Genomic DNA, 16,721 nt, shown 5'->3' with positions numbered 1-16,721 from the left:
TCTGTGATCGGCTTCCCGTGGTCGCGAAGGCAGGAATTCGCCGAAGTGCGGGATAACAGGGAATACCGCAGTAAGTCATGCTTTCCGCCCCCTTTTCCTGCAGTAGCAGGCCCCGGTACGGACTGTATGGGGGTGGGCACAATCTGTCTACCCCCGGCGCTTCGGAGGGTGGCCGCCCTGCTCAAGCGGCACGGCTGGAGCTGCCAGGTCCCCGCCCGGCGGGCTATCGAGCGGGATGAGACCGCAGTGGCCGGCTGGATGAAGGAGACGTGGCCGACACCCCTGGGCCCCATGCCCGCAGGAGATGTCCCTGGGCATGTGGGTCCGTCGACGGTGAATTTCTGGTCGGCCGTGTCGCGGGGGTACAGGCTGATCCGGGCGCCGTTTGCGGAGCCGCCGTCCGCGGGCACGCACCAGTCCCCGAGGGTGCGGATCTCGTACTTGCCGCCCTGAGCGGGGACGAACCTGAACTCCTGGCGTGGCCGAGGTGTTCTCGACCGCGTGGCACCGGTTGGGGGACATACCGCCCGAGCGGTGTTGCCGTGGCTGTACGCGACGGCCCGGCGGTCGCTGGCCAACACGCGCCGGACCGAGCAGCGGCGGCCGGCCACGCGCCCGCTCCAGCAGAGTACGAAACCTCAACGGAGCTTGCCCAGGGCCTCGACATCTGGGGCGCCCCGGCGAGCGCCCGGCGGGCATCGTCCGGGGCTCCCCGCTTCAGGAGAAGATGACGGAGCGCATGAGGAGGCGGTCACCGGCTCCTGCGCCGGGGGGCAGGGCGTGATGTCGCGGTGCAGGCGGCGCAGCCGGGTCAGCAGGCCCGCCGCGGCGTCCCGGTCGCCGATGTCCGCGGCGGTGCTCGCCCACGACGGGCAGCTCGAACTCGGGGTCGTAGAAGGTCCGGCGGCACACGCAGCCCGATCCTGAGATGGCCGAAGGGCTGGCCTTGTCCTCCGTGACGCACGGGTGGAAGAGGGCCGGGATCTTCTCCAGGTCCACGAGTGTGCAGGGCATCCTCGCGCGGCCTGGAGAGCCGGCTGCAGGGCATGCTCGGGCAGGCCGACAAGCTGCGCACCGCGAAGGGCCGGGGTGCTGAGTCGCGCCTGGAGCGCGGCATCCTGAACACTCCGGAGGAGGCGGAAGCTTTCCCGAAAGGGTCGATGTACAACGAGGCGTACTCGCTGCCCTGCTCACCCGCACCGAGGTCGTACCGGCCGTCAACCGAGTCGCACTGCACCCGTTCCTCGCCCAGCCCGATCTGCGCGCCGTGAGTGCCGAGCACGGCATCGACACTCCGTGGGCCCCATCGGCGGCCTGCACATCAGGAACGCGCCCCCATGGCCGACGCCGACCAGCCCCTCCGAACCCCGAACGGAGGCACGGACGAGGAGGGGTCAGGTCGTGTTCCGGCACGACCTGACCCCTCCGGCCCTCACGGCAGCGGTCGGGAGTGGTCCCGGGCGAGCCGTTCCAACTGCTCGATGCCGTGGTCGAGCTCGATCGGCCGTGCGGAGCAAGCCGCTGAGGAACTGACGAAAGGGCCTGGAGGAGTCGACGCGACGAGCGCCGCTCAGGTCGGCAGCGGCCGTTCGTCGGGCTCGCACCGCGTTCGGCTGGTCAGCCAGATGCTCAGCACTGCGAGGGCGCTCGCAGGCCAGGTCGTGATGCTCAGCGGCCCGGCGAGCAGCGGGTCGACGAGGTAGCCCGAGACGGTGCGGGTCAGCGGCAGCGCGAACTCGTTGAGCGACAGGTGCGCCGCGACAGCCGCCCACACCGACCCGGTGGCCAGCCGGACGGTGGCGATCACCGTTCCGAAGAGCATGGCCGTCATCACGGCGACCGGTATGCCCAGGAGCACGGAATGGCCCGGGTAGCTGCCGCCGAGCGCGGTCATCGGAACGTGCCACGCCCCCCAGATCACACCGCCGAGCAGGAGGCCGCGGGTCCTGCCGTAGCGCAGCAGACGGGGCAGCAGGTAACCCTGCCAGCCCAGCTCCTCACCGAAGTACAGCGGAACGGACACCAGCGCGCTCAGCGCGAGCGCTGTGATCGTCGCGGGCCCGGGCAGGTGCGCGGGGGTGTACCAGCCGACGAGCGTCGCCACGATCAGACCGGCTGCGGTCAGGCCGAGCGGGATCGCGAACGCGACGGCGGCGAAACGGACTTCGTACCGCCACGGCCTGGCCCGGGCGAGCCCGAGGACCCGTAAGGTCTCACGGGCCCCCCGGTGGCGCGCGGTGAGACCCAGGGCGGTCAGCGCCGGCACCAGCATCATGAGGATCATGCACAGTGCCGCGAGTCGCGGGGTCCCCTGCGCCGCGCTCGTGCGACGCAGGCCGTCGATCCACAGGGGGATCATGGTGAGCCACGCGCCGACGAAGCTGATGACCAGGAAGGGCGCGAGACCGGGGCGGGAACCGCCCGGCAGGTTCGTTCGTGTCATGACGTGACGCTACGAACCCCGCGGTGACCGGATCGATCGTGCACACTCACCGACCGATGGTGTAGCGCGCTCCACTGCGCTGCGACGCCGGAGGGGGAAGACTGGCCGCCGTGAACATGTTCTCGAAGACCCGGGTGAGCGCGGCGCGTTCGGTCCGTGCGGCCGGATACTGCGCTGGTGTGTTCGCGCGTGGGCCAGCCCTGCTCGTGCTGGTGCCCGTGCTGGTGTACTCGGCCGTGCTCTGCCTGGTCGGCGTGGGCCTGCTCGTCCTCCCGCTCGAACTGCGGCTGCTGCGCCGGCTGGCCGACCACGAGCGCGAGCGTCTGGGACGGTGGGCGGCGACACCCACAACACCGGCCGGACCGCACGCGCGAAAGCGCCTGCTGGCGGTGTTGACGGACCCCGCGACCGGCCGCGACCTGCGGTGGGCGCCCTGCATGATGATCGCCGGCACGGTGCTCGGGTGCTTCGGCGCGGCGCTGTTCGTGTTCCCTGCGGCCGTGCTCGTACTCGTAGGCCTGTGGTGGCTGTTCCCCGCGGACGAGCCGATCAGGCTGATGCTGGACGTCCCGATCGACGGCTGGGGGGCCGTGGTCTACGCCGGAGTGCCTCAGTTCCTGCTGAGCGTGCTGCTCGCCCTGTTCGGGCCGCCCCTGTTCGCCAGGCTGCTGGCGGCCGTGAGCCGGTGGCTGCTGGCCCCCTCGGCCGCCGCGATCCTCGCCGAACGTGTGTCGACGCTGGACCGGACGCGTGCCGGGGCGATCCACGCGCACGGCAGCGAGCTGCGCCGCATCGAACGGGACCTGCACGACGGCACCCAGGCGCGTCTGGTCTCCCTCGCCATGCAGCTCGGGCTCGCCGAGCGGGCCCTCGGCTCCGACCCGGCGGCGGTGCGCCCCCTGCTGGCCCGGGCGCGCGAGGGAGCCGAGGAGGCGATGGCCGAGCTGCGCGACGTGCTGCGCTCCGTCTACCCGCCGATCCTCGCCGACCGGGGTCTCAGCGGCGCGGTCTCTGCGGTCGCCGCCCGCTGCCCTGTCTCCGCCACCGTGGACGTCGGTGAACTCGGGGACCTACCGGCGCAGGCCGAGGTCGCCGTGTACTTCGCCGTCACCGAGGCGCTCACCAACGCGGCCAAGCACGCCCACGCCCGTGCCGTGGCGGTGACCCTGGCGAGGGACGGAGGCATCCTCCGCGCGGAGATCACCGACGACGGCCGGGGCGGAGCGGCCGAGGGCGGCGGCACCGGACTGCGCGGCATGCGGCAGCGCGTCGAGGCGGTGGACGGCCGGGTGCGGGTGCAGAGCCCGCCCGGCGGCCCCACACTGATCACCGTGGAGTGCCCGTGCGCATCCTGATCGCCGAGGACAACGTGCTGCTCGCGCGCGGGCTTTCCGCGATGCTGGAGGCACTGGGTAACGAGGTGGCCGCCACGACTGAGGACGCCGATTCCTTCGTGACCGCCGCCATCGCCCACCGGCCGGACGTGGCCGTCGTGGACGTCCGCCTCCCGCCGACCTTCACCGACGAGGGCATCAGGGCCGCACTGCACGCCAGGGAACGCGTCCCGGGCCTCCCGATCCTCGTCCTCTCCCAGTACGTCGAGGACACGTACGCCCGGGAGTTGCTCGCCGACGGCACCGGTGTCGGCTATCTGCTCAAGGACCGCGTCGCCCGCGTCGACGACTTCCTGGAGGCGCTGCACCGGGTGGCGTCCGGGGGCACGGTGCTGGACCCGGAAGTGGTAAGGCAGTTGCTCGTGACGCGCGGCAACCCCCTGGCTCGGCTCACCGACCGCGAACGCGAAGTGCTCGCGATGATGGCCCAGGGGCACGGGAACTCCGAGATCGCACAACGCCTCGTCGTGACCGAACGGGCCGTGCACAAGCACGTCGGGAACATCTTCCTGAAGCTCGACCTGCCGCCCGAGGACAGCGGTCACCGGCGCGTCCTCGCGGTCCTCACCTACCTAGGCGCTCCCCAGCGCGAACCCTGACGAGGCCGAGCACGTCGGAACGGCTGGACTCCGCGGCCACCGTCCCACGGACGGGTCGTCGCCCCTGGGCCGTGGGGCGGACGACGATCACTGACGTCGACACCGGCAGGTGCCTCGATCACGCGAAAGAGCACCTCAACCTGACGATCAAGCCCGTCAGCCGCTCCAAGGACGCATCCGGCTTCGTCGTACTCCCACGTCGTTGGGTCGTCGAGCGCAGTCTTGCGTGGATGATGCACGCCCGCCGACATGCACGGGACTATGAAGGGCTCGTCCAGCACTTCGAAACTTTGATCACATGGGCCGCTCGCCATCACCCCCATGACCAGGCGCCTGGCGCGCGAAGGCGCCACCCCCAGCTGGCCGAGGAAACCGGCGTCTGCCGGGGGCTGATCGCCGCATGTTTCTAGGGGTATCGCCGAGGTGAGCCCAAGAGGGACCTGGGGTGAAGTGGTGCGCGACGTTCATCTGCGGCATCAGCGAGCGTCGCGCCGAGCTCACCGCGACGACGCGCCCGCTCACCGGGTGTTGGGGCCGCCGACGCACAGTGCGTGGTCGATCAGGGCGCCGGCCGCGTTCTCCTGCTCCAGTATGTGGTCTTTGGTGTCGCCGCGGGCCTCGGACATGGAGACCACGGCGCTTCGACGCCCGTCATCGGTGACGCCGTTGAGGGTGATGTAGCCGCCGTCCCCTCCCTCGTGGCTCCAGTAGGTTCCTCCACAGTTCAGGGGGCGTTCGACCAGGCCGAGTCCGTACCGGCCGTCGGGCCACAGCTCTTGGACCGCCGCGCTCACGGGGACGGTCTGCTTCATCCTGGCCAGCTGCCGTGCCGGCAGCAGGCGGCCGTCGAGCAGCGCGCGGAGGAAGCGGTTTTCGTCCCGTGTGGTCGTGACCCACGAAAGATTCTCGTAGTCCACCGGTATCTGGTCGGTGACGTTTACCCGGGAGCCGGGGCCGAAGAGCTGGTAGGCCTGGGCGTGAGGGCGGGGCAGGGTGGGTGAGGTGCCCATCCACCGGGTCTGGTTGAGGCCGAGAGGGCGCAGAATGCGGTTCTCGATCTCTTGGTGGGCGGGTTGACCGGTGGCCTTCTGAATGATCATGTCGAGCAGAACGTAGCCGGTGTTGGAGTACGCCCAGCCCTCGCCAGGCACGAAGTCCTCCGGCTCGTGGGCCATGGCGAGGTCGACCAGTCGCTTGGGTTCGTAGACGTTGTGGCGCTGCTGGTAGTACTCCTCCGGCGCGGTGTATCCCGGCAGGTTGTCGCGGATGCCGCTGGTGTGCTGGAGGAGTTGGCGGATGGTGATTGGAGTGCCGTCGTTGCCGTTACCCTGCACCACTCCTGGAAGCCAGTGGTCGACCGTGTCGTCCAGGGACAGCTTGCTCTCGGCCTCCAGTTGGAGGACCACGGTGGCGACCAGCGTCTTGGACGTGCTGGCCATGCGGAAGTAGCCGCTGGAAGAGACCGGGCGACCGGTGGTCAGGTCCGCGGTGCCGCTGGTGGCCACCGACTGCCGACCGTCAGGCCCAATGACGCGGGCCTGCACACCGCTGACACCGAGGGCGTGGATCGTTGCGGCATCTCGGCGTAACTGCTCCACGAGGGAGGGACCGGCAGGCTGGGCGACGGCCGTGCCCGCCTCTGCGGCGAGCAACGTAGCGACACCGATTGCCATGGCGAGGTGCTTTCGCAGAGTCGAGGTCATGGTCGAACGCTAGTTTCGCCCCAGCGGGGGCGCGATCCGGCGCACCTCAAGATCAGAACGGGGGATAACCCCCGGTGCGGGCCGTCACCAGTCTGACGCTGGCCTGATCTGCCGGTAGGCCTCTTCGGGCAGGCGGTCCGGGCAGCGCGCATGCATCACCGTCGCCACCCCGCGCGCCGGCCCCCCGCTCTGCTGTCATCACGGTCACCACCTCCCTCACCACGTTATAGAACAGAAAATCGAACACGCGAGGTGAGAAGGTGGATCATGGGTTTGTGACGGAGCACGGCAGTTTGTGCGGAGCACGACAGCTTGCGAACGTTGGCCGGTGACTACGCCTGCCCCAGTACTGTGGCCTCGCATGACCGACTCCGATATCGAGATCACCGCAGACCTGGTCCACGAACTACTTCAGGAGCAGCATCCGGACCTCGCGGGGCTGGCCATCCGCGAGGTGGCGGGCGGGTGGGACAACCAGCAGTGGCGCCTTGGGGACGAGTTGGCCGTGCGCATGCCGCGGACAGAACGCGCCCCGGGTCTTCAGCGCAAGGAGTGCCGGTGGTTGCCGGTTCTGGCTCCGCGCCTGCCGCTTCCGATCCCGAACCCTGTGCGGATCGGTGAACCGTCGGCGCGCTTCCCGAAGCCCTGGACCGTCATGACGTGGGTTCCGGGCAAGCCACTGGACTACTCCTCGATCAGCCGCGGCGGCCACGCGGCCGACTCCCTGGCGGGCTTCCTCAGGGCGCTCCACGTGGAGGCGCCCGCTGACGCGCCGGTCAGTGAGGACCGCGGCGAGCACCCCAAGAAGTGCATGGACGGCTTCGACCACTTCTTCCGTGCCGTCGTCCCCGACGACCTTGCCGATGATGTCCGGGCCGTCTGGGACGACGCCGTCGCGGCGCCCGAGTGGGAGGGGCCGCCGCTCTGGGTGCATGGCGACCTTCATCCGGCGAACGTCGTCGTCTCGGACGGGACACTCTCGGGCGTTATCGACTTCGGCGACATGTTCGCCGGCGATCCGGCGTGGGACCTCGCGGCCGCATGGGTGCTCCTTCCCTCGGGTGCCGCCTCACGGTTCTTCGACGTGTACGCGCATGCGGACGAGGCGACGGTTCGGCGCGCCCGCGGGCTGGCCGTTTTCAAAGGCCTGTTCCTCATGCTGATGGGCCAGAACGGGGACCAGGGCCTTCCTGGCGGCAAGCCGGCGTGGGGGCCGGCAGGCCGGGCAGCGCTCGATCGTGTTCTTCAGAGCTGGTACTCATCCCCATCCTGACCGTGATCCTGCTCGCTACCGCGATCAGGCTGGCCCGCTACGGTTGAACCGCCCCGTCGATGGTGAGCCGTTTCGAATGATTCCGGTGATCCCGCCACGGCACATGCCCTGGCTGCTCCTGCGGATCCACGGCTTCCGCGACCAGGATTTGTCCACCCGTGCGGCCCCTGGCCAACCTCGCCGTGATCGTCCTCGACCGGCTCGAAACCCTCGTCCGCAAGCGGCTCAAACGCCTCCGGTACCGACCCGCCACCCTCGACGGCTTCATAGCCGGCACCGGCCTGGCCCTCGACGAGCCGGCGTCACCCTGACGAGCCGAAGTCGATATATGCGGGGCGGGCTGGTGGTGGCGGCGCAGCGACCGGTGAGGAACAGGGCATAGCAGCCGGTCAGGTAGGCGGTGGCGACGGCCGCGAGGGCGCCAAGCACGAAAGTAGAGCGTTACTCCCTGAGCGTCACACCAACGCCGCATTCTTGCAGGATTTCGATAACGGCCCCCGCTTTTAGCATGCGATTCGGCAGGACACTCCAACCATTCCCCATTCAGAAGTGGACCCTCGGTCGACGCCCCTCCCCCAAGTACAACAACAACGACCTCCGCACCACGACCACCTACCCCGGCGGAACGGTGCAGAAGGTCGACGTCGACCATTCCAGCCGCCCCAAGAGCATCAAGGTGACCTCCCACCAGGGCACCCCGGTGAACCCGGCCCACACCTACGGCTACGGCACCGACAACGCCACCGACGGCAGCAAGATCCGCACCATGACGGACAACGTCACCGGCCGCAAGCGCACCTACACCAGATGTCGTCCATCACCGTCAACGAGCCTCTACGCCGAAGGCGACCCCGTCAACCGCATCGACCCCAACGGACTGCTGTCGTTCGACATCGGCGGAGATGCCTGCCTCGGGGTGTGCATTGGTGCGGGATTGTCCATCAACAACGACGGAAGCGTTCACCCTTACCTGTCGACGGGTGTTGGGACGCCCGGCGCGAGCGTTGGTGCAAGATCGCGGTGGCCGCGGCCTCGATCCGGTCCAGCGAGGCGTGCGGCGGGATGGGCGGAACGGCCGGGTCGGTTCGGAAATCGATGACGAACGGCCGGTCGGCAGCCAGTGCGTCGGGGAGGACGTCCTTGCCCAGCAGCGCCTTGGCCACGCCGGCGCCGAGCACGTCGGCAAGCTGCTCCACCTCCGCGCGCGCCCCGCGCTGAGGTGCCCGATCAGGACAGCGACCTTCTCGCCGGAGTTCAGCACCACGGCGGCCCGCTGGATGTCCTCGTCCGCCGGCACCGGCGCGTAACGCCCGAGGCCCAAGCTGGAGGGCACCATCTTGAAGGCGTGGGTGGGCGGCGAGTAGTCCAGCTCCTGCTCATCGGCGGGCAGGATGATCGCGGTGACGGTGCGCTTCGCGTACGCCGTGCGCATCGCCCGGTCGATCAAGTTCGGCAGTTGCTCCGGCGCCATCGCCGTCTCGCAGAACTCTGAGGCCACGTCCTTGTACAGGCTCTGCAGGTCGACTTCCTGCTGGTAGCTGCCGCCCATCGCGCTGCGGTTAGGTCTGCCCCACCAGCGCCACCATGGGGACGTGGTCCAGCTTGGCGTCGTAGACCCCGTTCAGCAGGTGGATCGCTCCCGGCCCCGAGGTGGCCGCGCACACCCCCACCTTGCCGGAGAACTTGGCGTACCCCACCGCTTGGAAGGCGGCCATCTCCTCGCGCCGGGCCTGCACGAACTTCGGCTTGTTCTCCGCCCGTCCCCGAGCCGCCGGCAGACCGTTGATGCCGTCCCCGGCGTAGGCGAAGACATGGTCCACATCCCGCTCGCGCAGGCGCTGGAGGATGTAGTCGGACACCTTCGTGCTGGCCATGGCGACCCCGTTTCTGGCCCTGCGTACGCCGTGACCGCCCTCGGCCGCCTCGCCCGGAACAGCGGGCGCGCGGGAACGGCACGACACCATGGGTAACCGTCCCGCTGGAAAGAAAACGTCGCCGGAAGCCGTCCGTGCCGGGCGGATACCGCACGGTGACGGGGTCCCTGGGCCGCCTCCTTGGGGGGCCCGGTGTTCGGACGCGTCCGGGGGGCCGGAGCGGGACGCGTACCTCGCCGTGAGTCGCGGGGCTGGCGCTCCGTGTGCGGGCCGGACCCAGCTGGGTACTCGGCGCCGACACCGCGTGCTGGTCCGCTTGAGCCCGGCGCCGGTCCCCGACCAGCCCGCCCGTTTCTGGAGCCTTGATGTCCCAACCTCGTCAGCAGCAGGTCCCGCCCGGTGTGACGGCCGAGATGACGCCCCGGCCCGACCACGGTGAACACAGCTACCGGGGCTCCGGGCGGCTGGCCGGCAAGGCCGCGGTGATCACGGGCGGGGACAGCGGGATCGGACGTGCGGTGGCGATCGCCTACGCCCGTGAGGGTGCGGACGTCCTGCTCTCCTACCTGGACGAGCACGAGGACGCGGAGGAGACCGCGTGCTGGGTGCGGGAAGCGGGCCGCACGTGCGTACTGGTGCCCGGAGACCTGGCCGACCCCGCGCACTGCCGCTCAGTCGTCGACAAGGCCGTCGAGGAATTCGGCCGGGTCGACGTGCTGGTCAGCAACGCCGCCTACCAGATGACGCGCGACTCCCTCACGGACATCCCCGACGAGGAGTGGGACCGTACCCTGGCGATCAACCTCAGCGCCTTCTTCCACCTGACCAAGGCCGCCGTCCCGCACATGCGGCCCGGCTCGGCGATCATCGGGAGCACCTCGGTCAACTCCGACAGTCCGCCGCCGCAGCTGCTGCCGTACGACGTCACCAAGGCCGGCATCGCCAACATGGTCGGTTCGCTGGCCCAGATGCTGGCGTCGAAGGGCATCCGCGCCAACAGCGTCGCACCGGGCCCGATCTGGACACCGCTCATCCCCGCGACCATGCCGCCCGAGCAGGTCGAGAGCTTCGGCTCCGAGGTACCACTCGGCCGGCCCGGCCAGCCGGCCGAACTGGCGCCGGTGTACGTCATGCTCGCCTCCGACGAGGCCGCCTACGTCTCCGGGGCCCGGATCGCCGTCACCGGCGGGCAGCCGATCCTGTGAGCGCCGGGGACACGGCCCTGTACCCGTTGCGGCTGACCGTCACGGCGAAACCCCTCGTCTTCGGCGGCCACGCGATCGCCCGCCGCCTGGGCAAGAGGGGCCTGCCCGACTGGAGCGTCGCGGAGACCTGGGAATGCAGCGACGTCGAGGGCCACCGCAGCGTGGTGACCAACGGTCCGCTGGCAGGCCGGACCCTGCACCAGGTGCTGTCCGACCACCCCGAACCACTGATGGGCGCCGGTTTCTCCGGTGCGCGCTTCCCCGTGCTGACCAAGTTCATCGACGCCACCGGCACCCTGCCTGTGCACCTGCACGCCGACGACGAAGCCGCCCGGCTCCTGGAAGGGCAGCCCAACGGCAAGACCGAAGCCTGGCACGTCCTGGACGCCGCCCCCGGCGCGACCGCCCTGTGCGGCGTCAAGGCCGGGGTGACGGCAGACCAGCTCCGTGCCGCGCTGGAGGCCCAGGACTTCGATGCCGTACTGCGCCGTCTGCCGGTGCGCGCGGGCGAGACCCTCTACGTGCCAGGCGGGGTCCTGCACAGCTTCGGGCCCGACACCCTCGTCCACGAGATCGAGCAGACGTCCGACATCCAGCAGCACGCGATGCGCTGGAACATGGAGGACGGCTCCCCGGTGGGCGACGAGGAACACCGCTCCAACCTCGACATGCTGATGCGGCAGGCAGACCTGGAGAGCCGGCCGGACTTCATGCCCGGGCTGGGCATAGCTGCCGGGGACGGAGTGGAGCGGGTCTTCCTGTGCGCGGGCCCCTACTTCGCCCTGGAACGCTGGCGTGCCGGAACGGCGGAGCCGTTGCGCCGGTCCTTCGCCACCGCACAGATCCTGTCGAACGTCGGCGCCCCGGTGCGGGTCCGGGCCGGGGCGTGGAGCGAGGAGCTCGGCCGGGCGGAGACACTGCTGCTGCCCGCCGCGTGCGGTGACGTCGAGATCACCGGACCGGCCGACGTCCTGTTCGGCTACCTGCCCGACCTCGACCGCGACGTCCGCGGCCCGCTGCTCGCCGCCGGCTACCCACTGCCGCTCCTGCGGCGGTTCATCGCATCGTCAGCTTGATACGTCGGGCGCCTGCTGCCCCGGCAGACGCTCGCGAGACTGTTTCACCCCCACGCCGGGGGAAACCCACGTGGAACGCGTCGACCCGACGCGTGCACCGGAAAGCCGCAACCTCGGCACCGGAAGGAGAGCGATCATGCCTGCAGGGTCCAGCTCGAAGCGGGAGCGCCAGTACGAGCACATCAAGGACAGCGCCAAGGGCCGGGGGGCGTCCGAGGGGCGGGCCGAGGAAATGGCCGCCAGGACGGTGAACAAGGAGCGGGCCCGGTCCGGAGAGGCGAAGTCCGCGAGCCGTAGCTCGACGAAGGGCAAGTCGCCCTCCCAACGTGGTGGGGAAAGGTCCCGCGGCTCCGGGAGCGGTGGTTCGGGCCCGACCCGGGACCAGCTGTACGAGGAAGCCAAGAAGAAGGGCATCGAGGGCCGCTCCACGATGAACAAGGACCAACTCGCCAAGGTCCTCGGCCACTGACCGCCTCCGGGCGGGACTCTCTCCACTCGCGCGCGAGCCTGCCTCACCACACTTCGGAGACCTCCCAGCCGAGCACGGACGGGGCCGCCCGAGTACGCCGGCCACACCCGTAGCGGCCGGGGTCTTCCACGGTGTGCCTCGGCGTCACCGGAGGCGTCAGACGGCTGCGCGCTCCGAGTACGCGGCCAGCTCGGCGAGAAACCCCTCGCGCACGGCCGGCGCCGCCCAGGAGATCTCGATGGCGTTGCGCTGAAGACGCACCAGGTCGGCGTCGGAGAGGGCCGCGGGCCGGCGCAGTGCGGCGAGGTTCTCCGCGACGTAGCCCGGGAAGTACGCCGGGTCGTCGGAGTTGACGGTCACCTTCACGTCCTGGTCGAGCAGGGCGCGGATCTCAGCGGCCTTCATGCCGTCGGTGACATGCGCGTTGGAGATCGGGCACACTGTCAGGCCGAGGCCGCGCGAGCGGATCAGCTCGATCAGGGACGGGTCCTCCAGGGCGTTCACCCCATGGTCGATGCGGTCGACGCCGATCTCCTCGATGGCCTGCCGGATGTGCTCCGTCGAGTTCTCCTGGTCGACGTCGCAGTGCATCGTCAGCCGGAAGCCCTCGGCGCGCGCCCGCGCGAACACCGCGCGGAACTTCACCGGCGGGTTGCCCGCCTCGTCCGAGTCCAGGCCGACGCCGATGACCCACTCCTTGTAGGGGAGCGCCTGCACCAGCGTGGCCATCGCGAACTCTGTCTGGAAGTCGCGCAGGAAGCACATCACGAGACGCCCCCTGAAACCGGTGGCGCGCTCGGCGTCGTCGAGGGCGCGGGTCAGGCCGCGGATGACGGTGTCGAAAGCGACGCCGCGCGCGGTGTGCGCCTGCGGGTCGAAGAAGATCTCCGCGTACCGCACGTTCTGCGAGTGGGCCTTGGCCGCGTAGGCCGCCGCCAGGTCGTAGAAGTCCTGCTCGGTGCGGAGCACGGACATCCCCTCGTAGTAGACGGACAGGAATCCGGGCAGGTCGTGGAAGTCGTACGCGGCGCGCAGCGCGGCCTCGTCGGCGTACGGCAGCCTGATGCCGTTGCGTTGTGCCAGCGCGAATTTCAGTCCGGGCTCAAGGGTGCCCTCGATGTGCAGATGCAGTTCGCACTTGGGCAGACCGGTGATGAACGCGTCGACGGTGGCGTGCTTGGTGGTCATTGCCGAACTCCTCAGCGAACAGGGTTAGTTGGATGCAGGAAGCACGATGTCGACGACGTCCTGGGTGTGGTAGTTGACCACGCCCAGGTCGGTGACCGCGTACTCGGGGATGGCGGTGATCTCCAGGAAGATCAAGTACCCGAAGGCGGACGGCAGTTCGCAGCCGAGCGCGCGGGCGGCGGCCTCCAGGCGGTCCTCCGCGGCGGCCATCTCCTCCGGGGTGAGGTCGGCGACGATCCCGGCCACCGGCAGCGGCAGGAACTCCTTGATCTCGCCGCTGTCCACGACGACCTGCCCACCGCCCCGCCCGGCCAGGTGGTTGACGGCGAGCGCCATGTCGGCACGGTTGGCGCCGACACAGACGATGTTGTTGTCGTCGGGCGCCGCGGAGGACGCGATCGCGCCGGAGCGCAGGCCGAATCCGTTGATCATCGCGGTGACCGTGCCGCCGCCGGTCTTCCCGTACCGCTCGGAGACGGTGACGTACAGGGCGTCCTGCGTGAGGTCGGCGCGGACCGTGCCGTCCACGACCGGCAGCGTCATCCGGGCGCCCTTGCGCACGAACGGCACGGTGCGGTCCATCTCGACGACCAGGACGCGCGCCTCATCGCCCTCGGCCGGGACGCCGATCGAGCCCTCGGTGAGCGGTGCGACCTCGAAGGCGGGAGAGAGGGCCGCGGAGCGCCGCGGGGCCCGCGGCGCCTCGAGGGTCCGACCGTTCCGCGCGACCAGCTTGCCGCGCGCGAACACCCGCTCCACCTGGAACGACTCGGGCGAGTCGATGATCAGCACGTCAGCGTACCGGCCCGGCGTGAGCGAGCCGACGAGGTGGTCGATGCGGTACATCTCCGCGCAGTTGAGCGTCCCCATCTGGATGGCCTCGACCGGGCGCACGCCCGCCTTGATCGCCATGCGGACCAGCTTGTCGAGGTGGCCTTCGCGCAGGATGTCGGCGACGTGCATGTCGTCCGTGCAGAAGCCGACGCGCCGCGACTGGGCGCCGAACTCGGTGACGGTGCGCACGTTCTCGTTCATGAAATGCGCCACCGAAGACTCACGGATCAGCAGCGACATGCCCGCGCGCAGCTTCTCCAGCGCCTCCTCGGCGGTGTAGCTCTCGTGGTCGAGCCGGACGCCGGCGGCCGACAGGGCGTTGATCGTCGTCGTCGCGGCCATGGGAGCGCAGCCGAAGACGGGCAGCCGGTTGCGGTGGGCGAGTTCGAGGGCGCGCAGCACCTTCTCGTCACGGTTGAGGACGAACTCGGCGACGGTCTCCCACACACCGAAGCAGTCTGCCCACCCCTGCGTCTCGGCGTGCTCCTCGGGGCCGAAGGAGAAGCCGACCGTCGTCTCGGGCAGTGTGTACGGGGTCTTGAACGGAGCACCCCAGAAGATCTTCACAGGGCTCGCCTCCGCCTCCTGGAGCGCCTCGCGCACCCCCTCCAGACCGGCGACGACGAGGAACTGGTCGAGCCCGGAGACGACCGAGGTGGTTCCGTAGCGGACGACGGCGTCGGCGAACATCGTCACCGACAGCTTCGAGCACTCCAGGTGCAGATGACCGTCGACGAGACCCGGCGTCAGGTACCTGCCGGTCGCGTCGACGATCTCGGTGTCCGGACCCTCGTACGCCGAGACGTCACCGGTCGCGGCGATGCGGTCGCCCGTGATGGCGACATCGGCCGGGTAGATCTCACCGGTGCAGACGTTGACGAGCTGACCGCCCTTGATGACGCGGTCTGCCTTGACGACGCCCTCGGCGGCGTCGATGAGCTGGCGGAGGCTGGGGTGGTTCATGAGTCGGCTCCAGGAGGCGGTGCGGGGGGCGGGAAGGAGGATCAGGCGGTGGGCGTCAGCGCGGCCTCGGCCCGGACGGCGCGGCGGGCGAGCAGCCAGTACACGCTCCCGGCGACGAGGGCGCCCGCGAACACCGAGAGGTCCAGGCCACCGGCGGCGGCGGACAGCGGGCCGACGAAGACGGTGGAGTCGACCCAGAGGACGGCGGCGGCGAAGCCGAGCAGTACCGCGAGCAGACCGGCCGGGCGGACGCCGCCCCTGTGCCAGTACAGGCCCTGGCGGCCGGTTTCCTCGGGGAAGAACGACAACACGTCGTAGCGGCCCCGGCGCAGCACCCAGTCGGTGAGGTAGACGGCGGCCCACGGGCCGAGCCACAGCACGATCAGGCTGAGGAAGTCGGACAGGAGGGTGTAGAAGTCGGCGGAGAAGACCGCCCACAGGGTGATGCCCGTGCAGAGCGACAGGTCGATGAAGACGACCATCCAGCGCTTGACGGGCAGGCCGACGGCCAGCAGGTTCAGGCCGGAGGAGTACATGTCCGTGGTGTTCACGGCGAGCAGCGAGACGATCGCGAGCAGCAGGTACGGGGTGGTGAACCAGCCTGGCAGGATCACCGGGAGACCGGCGATCGGGTCGGCGGCGTCGCTCGTCGCGGTGGCGACGGCGGCGCCGAGGATCTGCAGCAGGACGTTGGGCACCATGCCGCCGAGCGCGGCGCACGCGAACACCTTGCGGGGCGCGGAGCCGGCGGGCAGATAGCGCGAGTAGTCACTGCCCATGTCCGCCCAGGACAGGCCGCCCGAGGCGGTGACCATGGCGAGGACCAGGGAGACCGTCACGACGGAGGGCGGCTCGCCGTGGGCGCCGAAGTCGGCCTTCGGCGCCACGAGAAACGCCATCACCGCGAACATCGCGGCGAAGATCCAGGCGAAGTACTTCTGCACCTTCATGATCAGGTGGTATCCCGCCAGCGGCAGCAGCATCTGAAGCCCCGCCGCGACAGCGATGACCAACAGCTTCACGGCCGCACTCGTGGCGATGCCCGCCTCCTCGAGCAGCGCCAGACCCGCGAGCACGATCAGCACCATGCCGCCCGCCTCGAACCCGACGAGCATCATCCAGCTCAACAGCGCCGGGAGCCGCCCGCCACGCGGACCGAAGGCGGCCCGTGAGACGGAGTGCGTGGAGGTGCCGGTGCGCGGGCCCTGGAGGCTGGTCAGACCGGTGACGGCGAAGCCCAGAACGTTACCGAGCACGATCAGCGCGACCGCATACCAGAAGGACAGGCCGAAGGAGACGACGAGGGCTCCGTAGACGACGGTGAAGACGGTGGTGTTGGTCCCGGCCCAGAGCCCGAGCAGGCGGCCCGGGCCGCCCTGGCGCTCACCGGCGGGGACGGCGTCGATGCCGCGCTGCTCGACCGTGAAGACGGACGCGGCAGGTGTGGCGGGCCGGGGGGATTCGGGCGGGGCGGCGGCGGTGGCCTCGGCCATGGTCGGCAGGCGTCCTTTGCGGGATTCGCGCCCCGGCCCGGAAGGGCGGGACGGGCAGTGTACGTGGGGGTCCGGCAGGGCCGGAAAAGGGTGCACAACGCCTGTGGCGGGGGCAGCCTGCGGGGGCCCTCGGGGTGCCTCGGCGAAGGCGTTGCCTAAACGTTTTGGCAACGGGACGGACGGTACTGCCTAAACGTTTTGGCAGTC

The 16,721-nt window shown here is 70.0% G+C and carries 13 protein-coding genes and 3 pseudogenes; 10 read left to right on the top strand and 6 right to left on the bottom strand.

The features are described 5' to 3' along the window. Positions 1–168: 168 nt before the first annotated feature. Together ACF061_RS31270 and ACF061_RS31265 are read left to right on the top strand one after the other, a co-directional pair. Positions 169–276, top strand: a pseudogene (locus ACF061_RS31270) (winged helix-turn-helix domain-containing protein); the annotation flags it as partial. Between the two features lie 725 nt (positions 277–1,001). After that, positions 1,002–1,271: a hypothetical protein gene (locus ACF061_RS31265; RefSeq protein WP_392270360.1), complete on the top strand. Its 270-nt coding sequence runs from the start codon at positions 1,002–1,004 to the stop codon at positions 1,269–1,271. A gap of 299 nt (positions 1,272–1,570) precedes the next feature. Here ACF061_RS31265 and ACF061_RS31260 read toward each other — a convergent pair whose 3' ends face one another. Next, a complete protein-coding gene (locus ACF061_RS31260) occupies positions 1,571–2,443 on the bottom strand; it encodes a CPBP family intramembrane glutamic endopeptidase (protein WP_392270359.1) in 873 nt (290 codons plus the stop codon). 116 nt (positions 2,444–2,559) lie between these two features. Between ACF061_RS31260 and ACF061_RS31255 the strand changes: the two genes are divergently transcribed. The 3 genes and pseudogenes from ACF061_RS31255 to ACF061_RS31245 form a co-directional block, all read left to right on the top strand. After that, positions 2,560–3,798: a histidine kinase gene (locus ACF061_RS31255; RefSeq protein ID WP_392270417.1), complete on the top strand. Its 1,239-nt coding sequence runs from the start codon at positions 2,560–2,562 to the stop codon at positions 3,796–3,798. After that, on the top strand, positions 3,786–4,436 hold the full coding sequence (locus tag ACF061_RS31250) for a LuxR C-terminal-related transcriptional regulator (protein ID WP_392270358.1): 651 nt from the start codon (positions 3,786–3,788) through the stop codon (positions 4,434–4,436). Before ACF061_RS31255 ends, ACF061_RS31250 begins: the two co-directional genes overlap by 13 nt. Before the next feature lie 104 nt (positions 4,437–4,540). After that, positions 4,541–4,826: pseudogene (locus tag ACF061_RS31245) on the top strand (transposase); the annotation flags it as partial. 128 nt (positions 4,827–4,954) lie between these two features. Here ACF061_RS31245 and ACF061_RS31240 read toward each other — a convergent pair. Continuing rightward, entirely contained in the window at positions 4,955–6,139 is a 1,185-nt protein-coding gene (locus ACF061_RS31240) for a serine hydrolase domain-containing protein (protein WP_392270357.1), read from the bottom strand. 361 nt (positions 6,140–6,500) lie between these two features. Here ACF061_RS31240 and ACF061_RS31235 point away from each other — a divergent pair, with 361 nt between their 5' ends. After that, on the top strand, positions 6,501–7,412 hold the full coding sequence (locus tag ACF061_RS31235; protein WP_392270356.1) for an aminoglycoside phosphotransferase family protein: 912 nt from the start codon (positions 6,501–6,503) through the stop codon (positions 7,410–7,412). Between the two features lie 158 nt (positions 7,413–7,570). After that, complete coding sequence (locus tag ACF061_RS31230) at positions 7,571–7,723, top strand: hypothetical protein (protein ID WP_392270355.1); 153 nt, start codon at positions 7,571–7,573, stop codon at positions 7,721–7,723. 786 nt (positions 7,724–8,509) lie between these two features. Here the strand turns inward: ACF061_RS31230 and ACF061_RS31225 are convergent. Then, a pseudogene (locus tag ACF061_RS31225) lies at positions 8,510–9,286 on the bottom strand (thiamine pyrophosphate-binding protein); the annotation flags it as partial. A 365-nt stretch (positions 9,287–9,651) separates the two neighbouring features. Between ACF061_RS31225 and ACF061_RS31220 the strand changes: the two are divergent. The 3 genes from ACF061_RS31220 (at position 9,652) to ACF061_RS31210 (ending at position 12,036) form a co-directional block, all read left to right on the top strand. After that, entirely contained in the window at positions 9,652–10,491 is an 840-nt protein-coding gene (locus ACF061_RS31220) for an SDR family oxidoreductase (protein ID WP_392270354.1), read from the top strand. Continuing rightward, positions 10,488–11,567, top strand: a complete 1,080-nt coding sequence (locus ACF061_RS31215) for a class I mannose-6-phosphate isomerase (RefSeq protein WP_392270353.1) — start codon at positions 10,488–10,490, stop codon at positions 11,565–11,567. Before ACF061_RS31220 ends, ACF061_RS31215 begins: the two co-directional genes overlap by 4 nt. Before the next feature lie 136 nt (positions 11,568–11,703). Continuing rightward, positions 11,704–12,036, top strand: a complete 333-nt coding sequence (locus ACF061_RS31210; RefSeq protein WP_392270352.1) for a plasmid stabilization protein — start codon at positions 11,704–11,706, stop codon at positions 12,034–12,036. 156 nt (positions 12,037–12,192) lie between these two features. On the opposite strand, the gene add is transcribed toward ACF061_RS31210, so the two are convergent. The 3 genes from add to ACF061_RS31195 are packed head-to-tail and all read right to left on the bottom strand — an operon-like array spanning position 12,193 to position 16,514. Beyond that, entirely contained in the window at positions 12,193–13,224 is a 1,032-nt protein-coding gene (add, locus tag ACF061_RS31205; protein WP_392270351.1) for an adenosine deaminase, read from the bottom strand. Between the two features lie 24 nt (positions 13,225–13,248). After that, positions 13,249–15,021 carry an adenine deaminase C-terminal domain-containing protein gene (locus tag ACF061_RS31200; RefSeq protein WP_392270350.1) on the bottom strand — a complete coding sequence of 591 codons (1,773 nt, stop codon included), beginning with the start codon at positions 15,019–15,021 and terminating at the stop codon, positions 13,249–13,251. A 41-nt stretch (positions 15,022–15,062) separates the two neighbouring features. Beyond that, on the bottom strand, positions 15,063–16,514 hold the full coding sequence (locus ACF061_RS31195; RefSeq protein WP_392270349.1) for a purine-cytosine permease family protein: 1,452 nt from the start codon (positions 16,512–16,514) through the stop codon (positions 15,063–15,065). Positions 16,515–16,721 lie beyond the last annotated feature (207 nt).

The sequence above is a fragment of the Streptomyces sp. NPDC015220 genome, from assembly GCF_043079345.1.
Lineage (GTDB): Bacteria > Actinomycetota > Actinomycetes > Streptomycetales > Streptomycetaceae > Streptomyces.
Note: the sequence above shows the minus strand (reverse complement) of the source record. Positions and strands in the feature narration are given on the sequence as shown.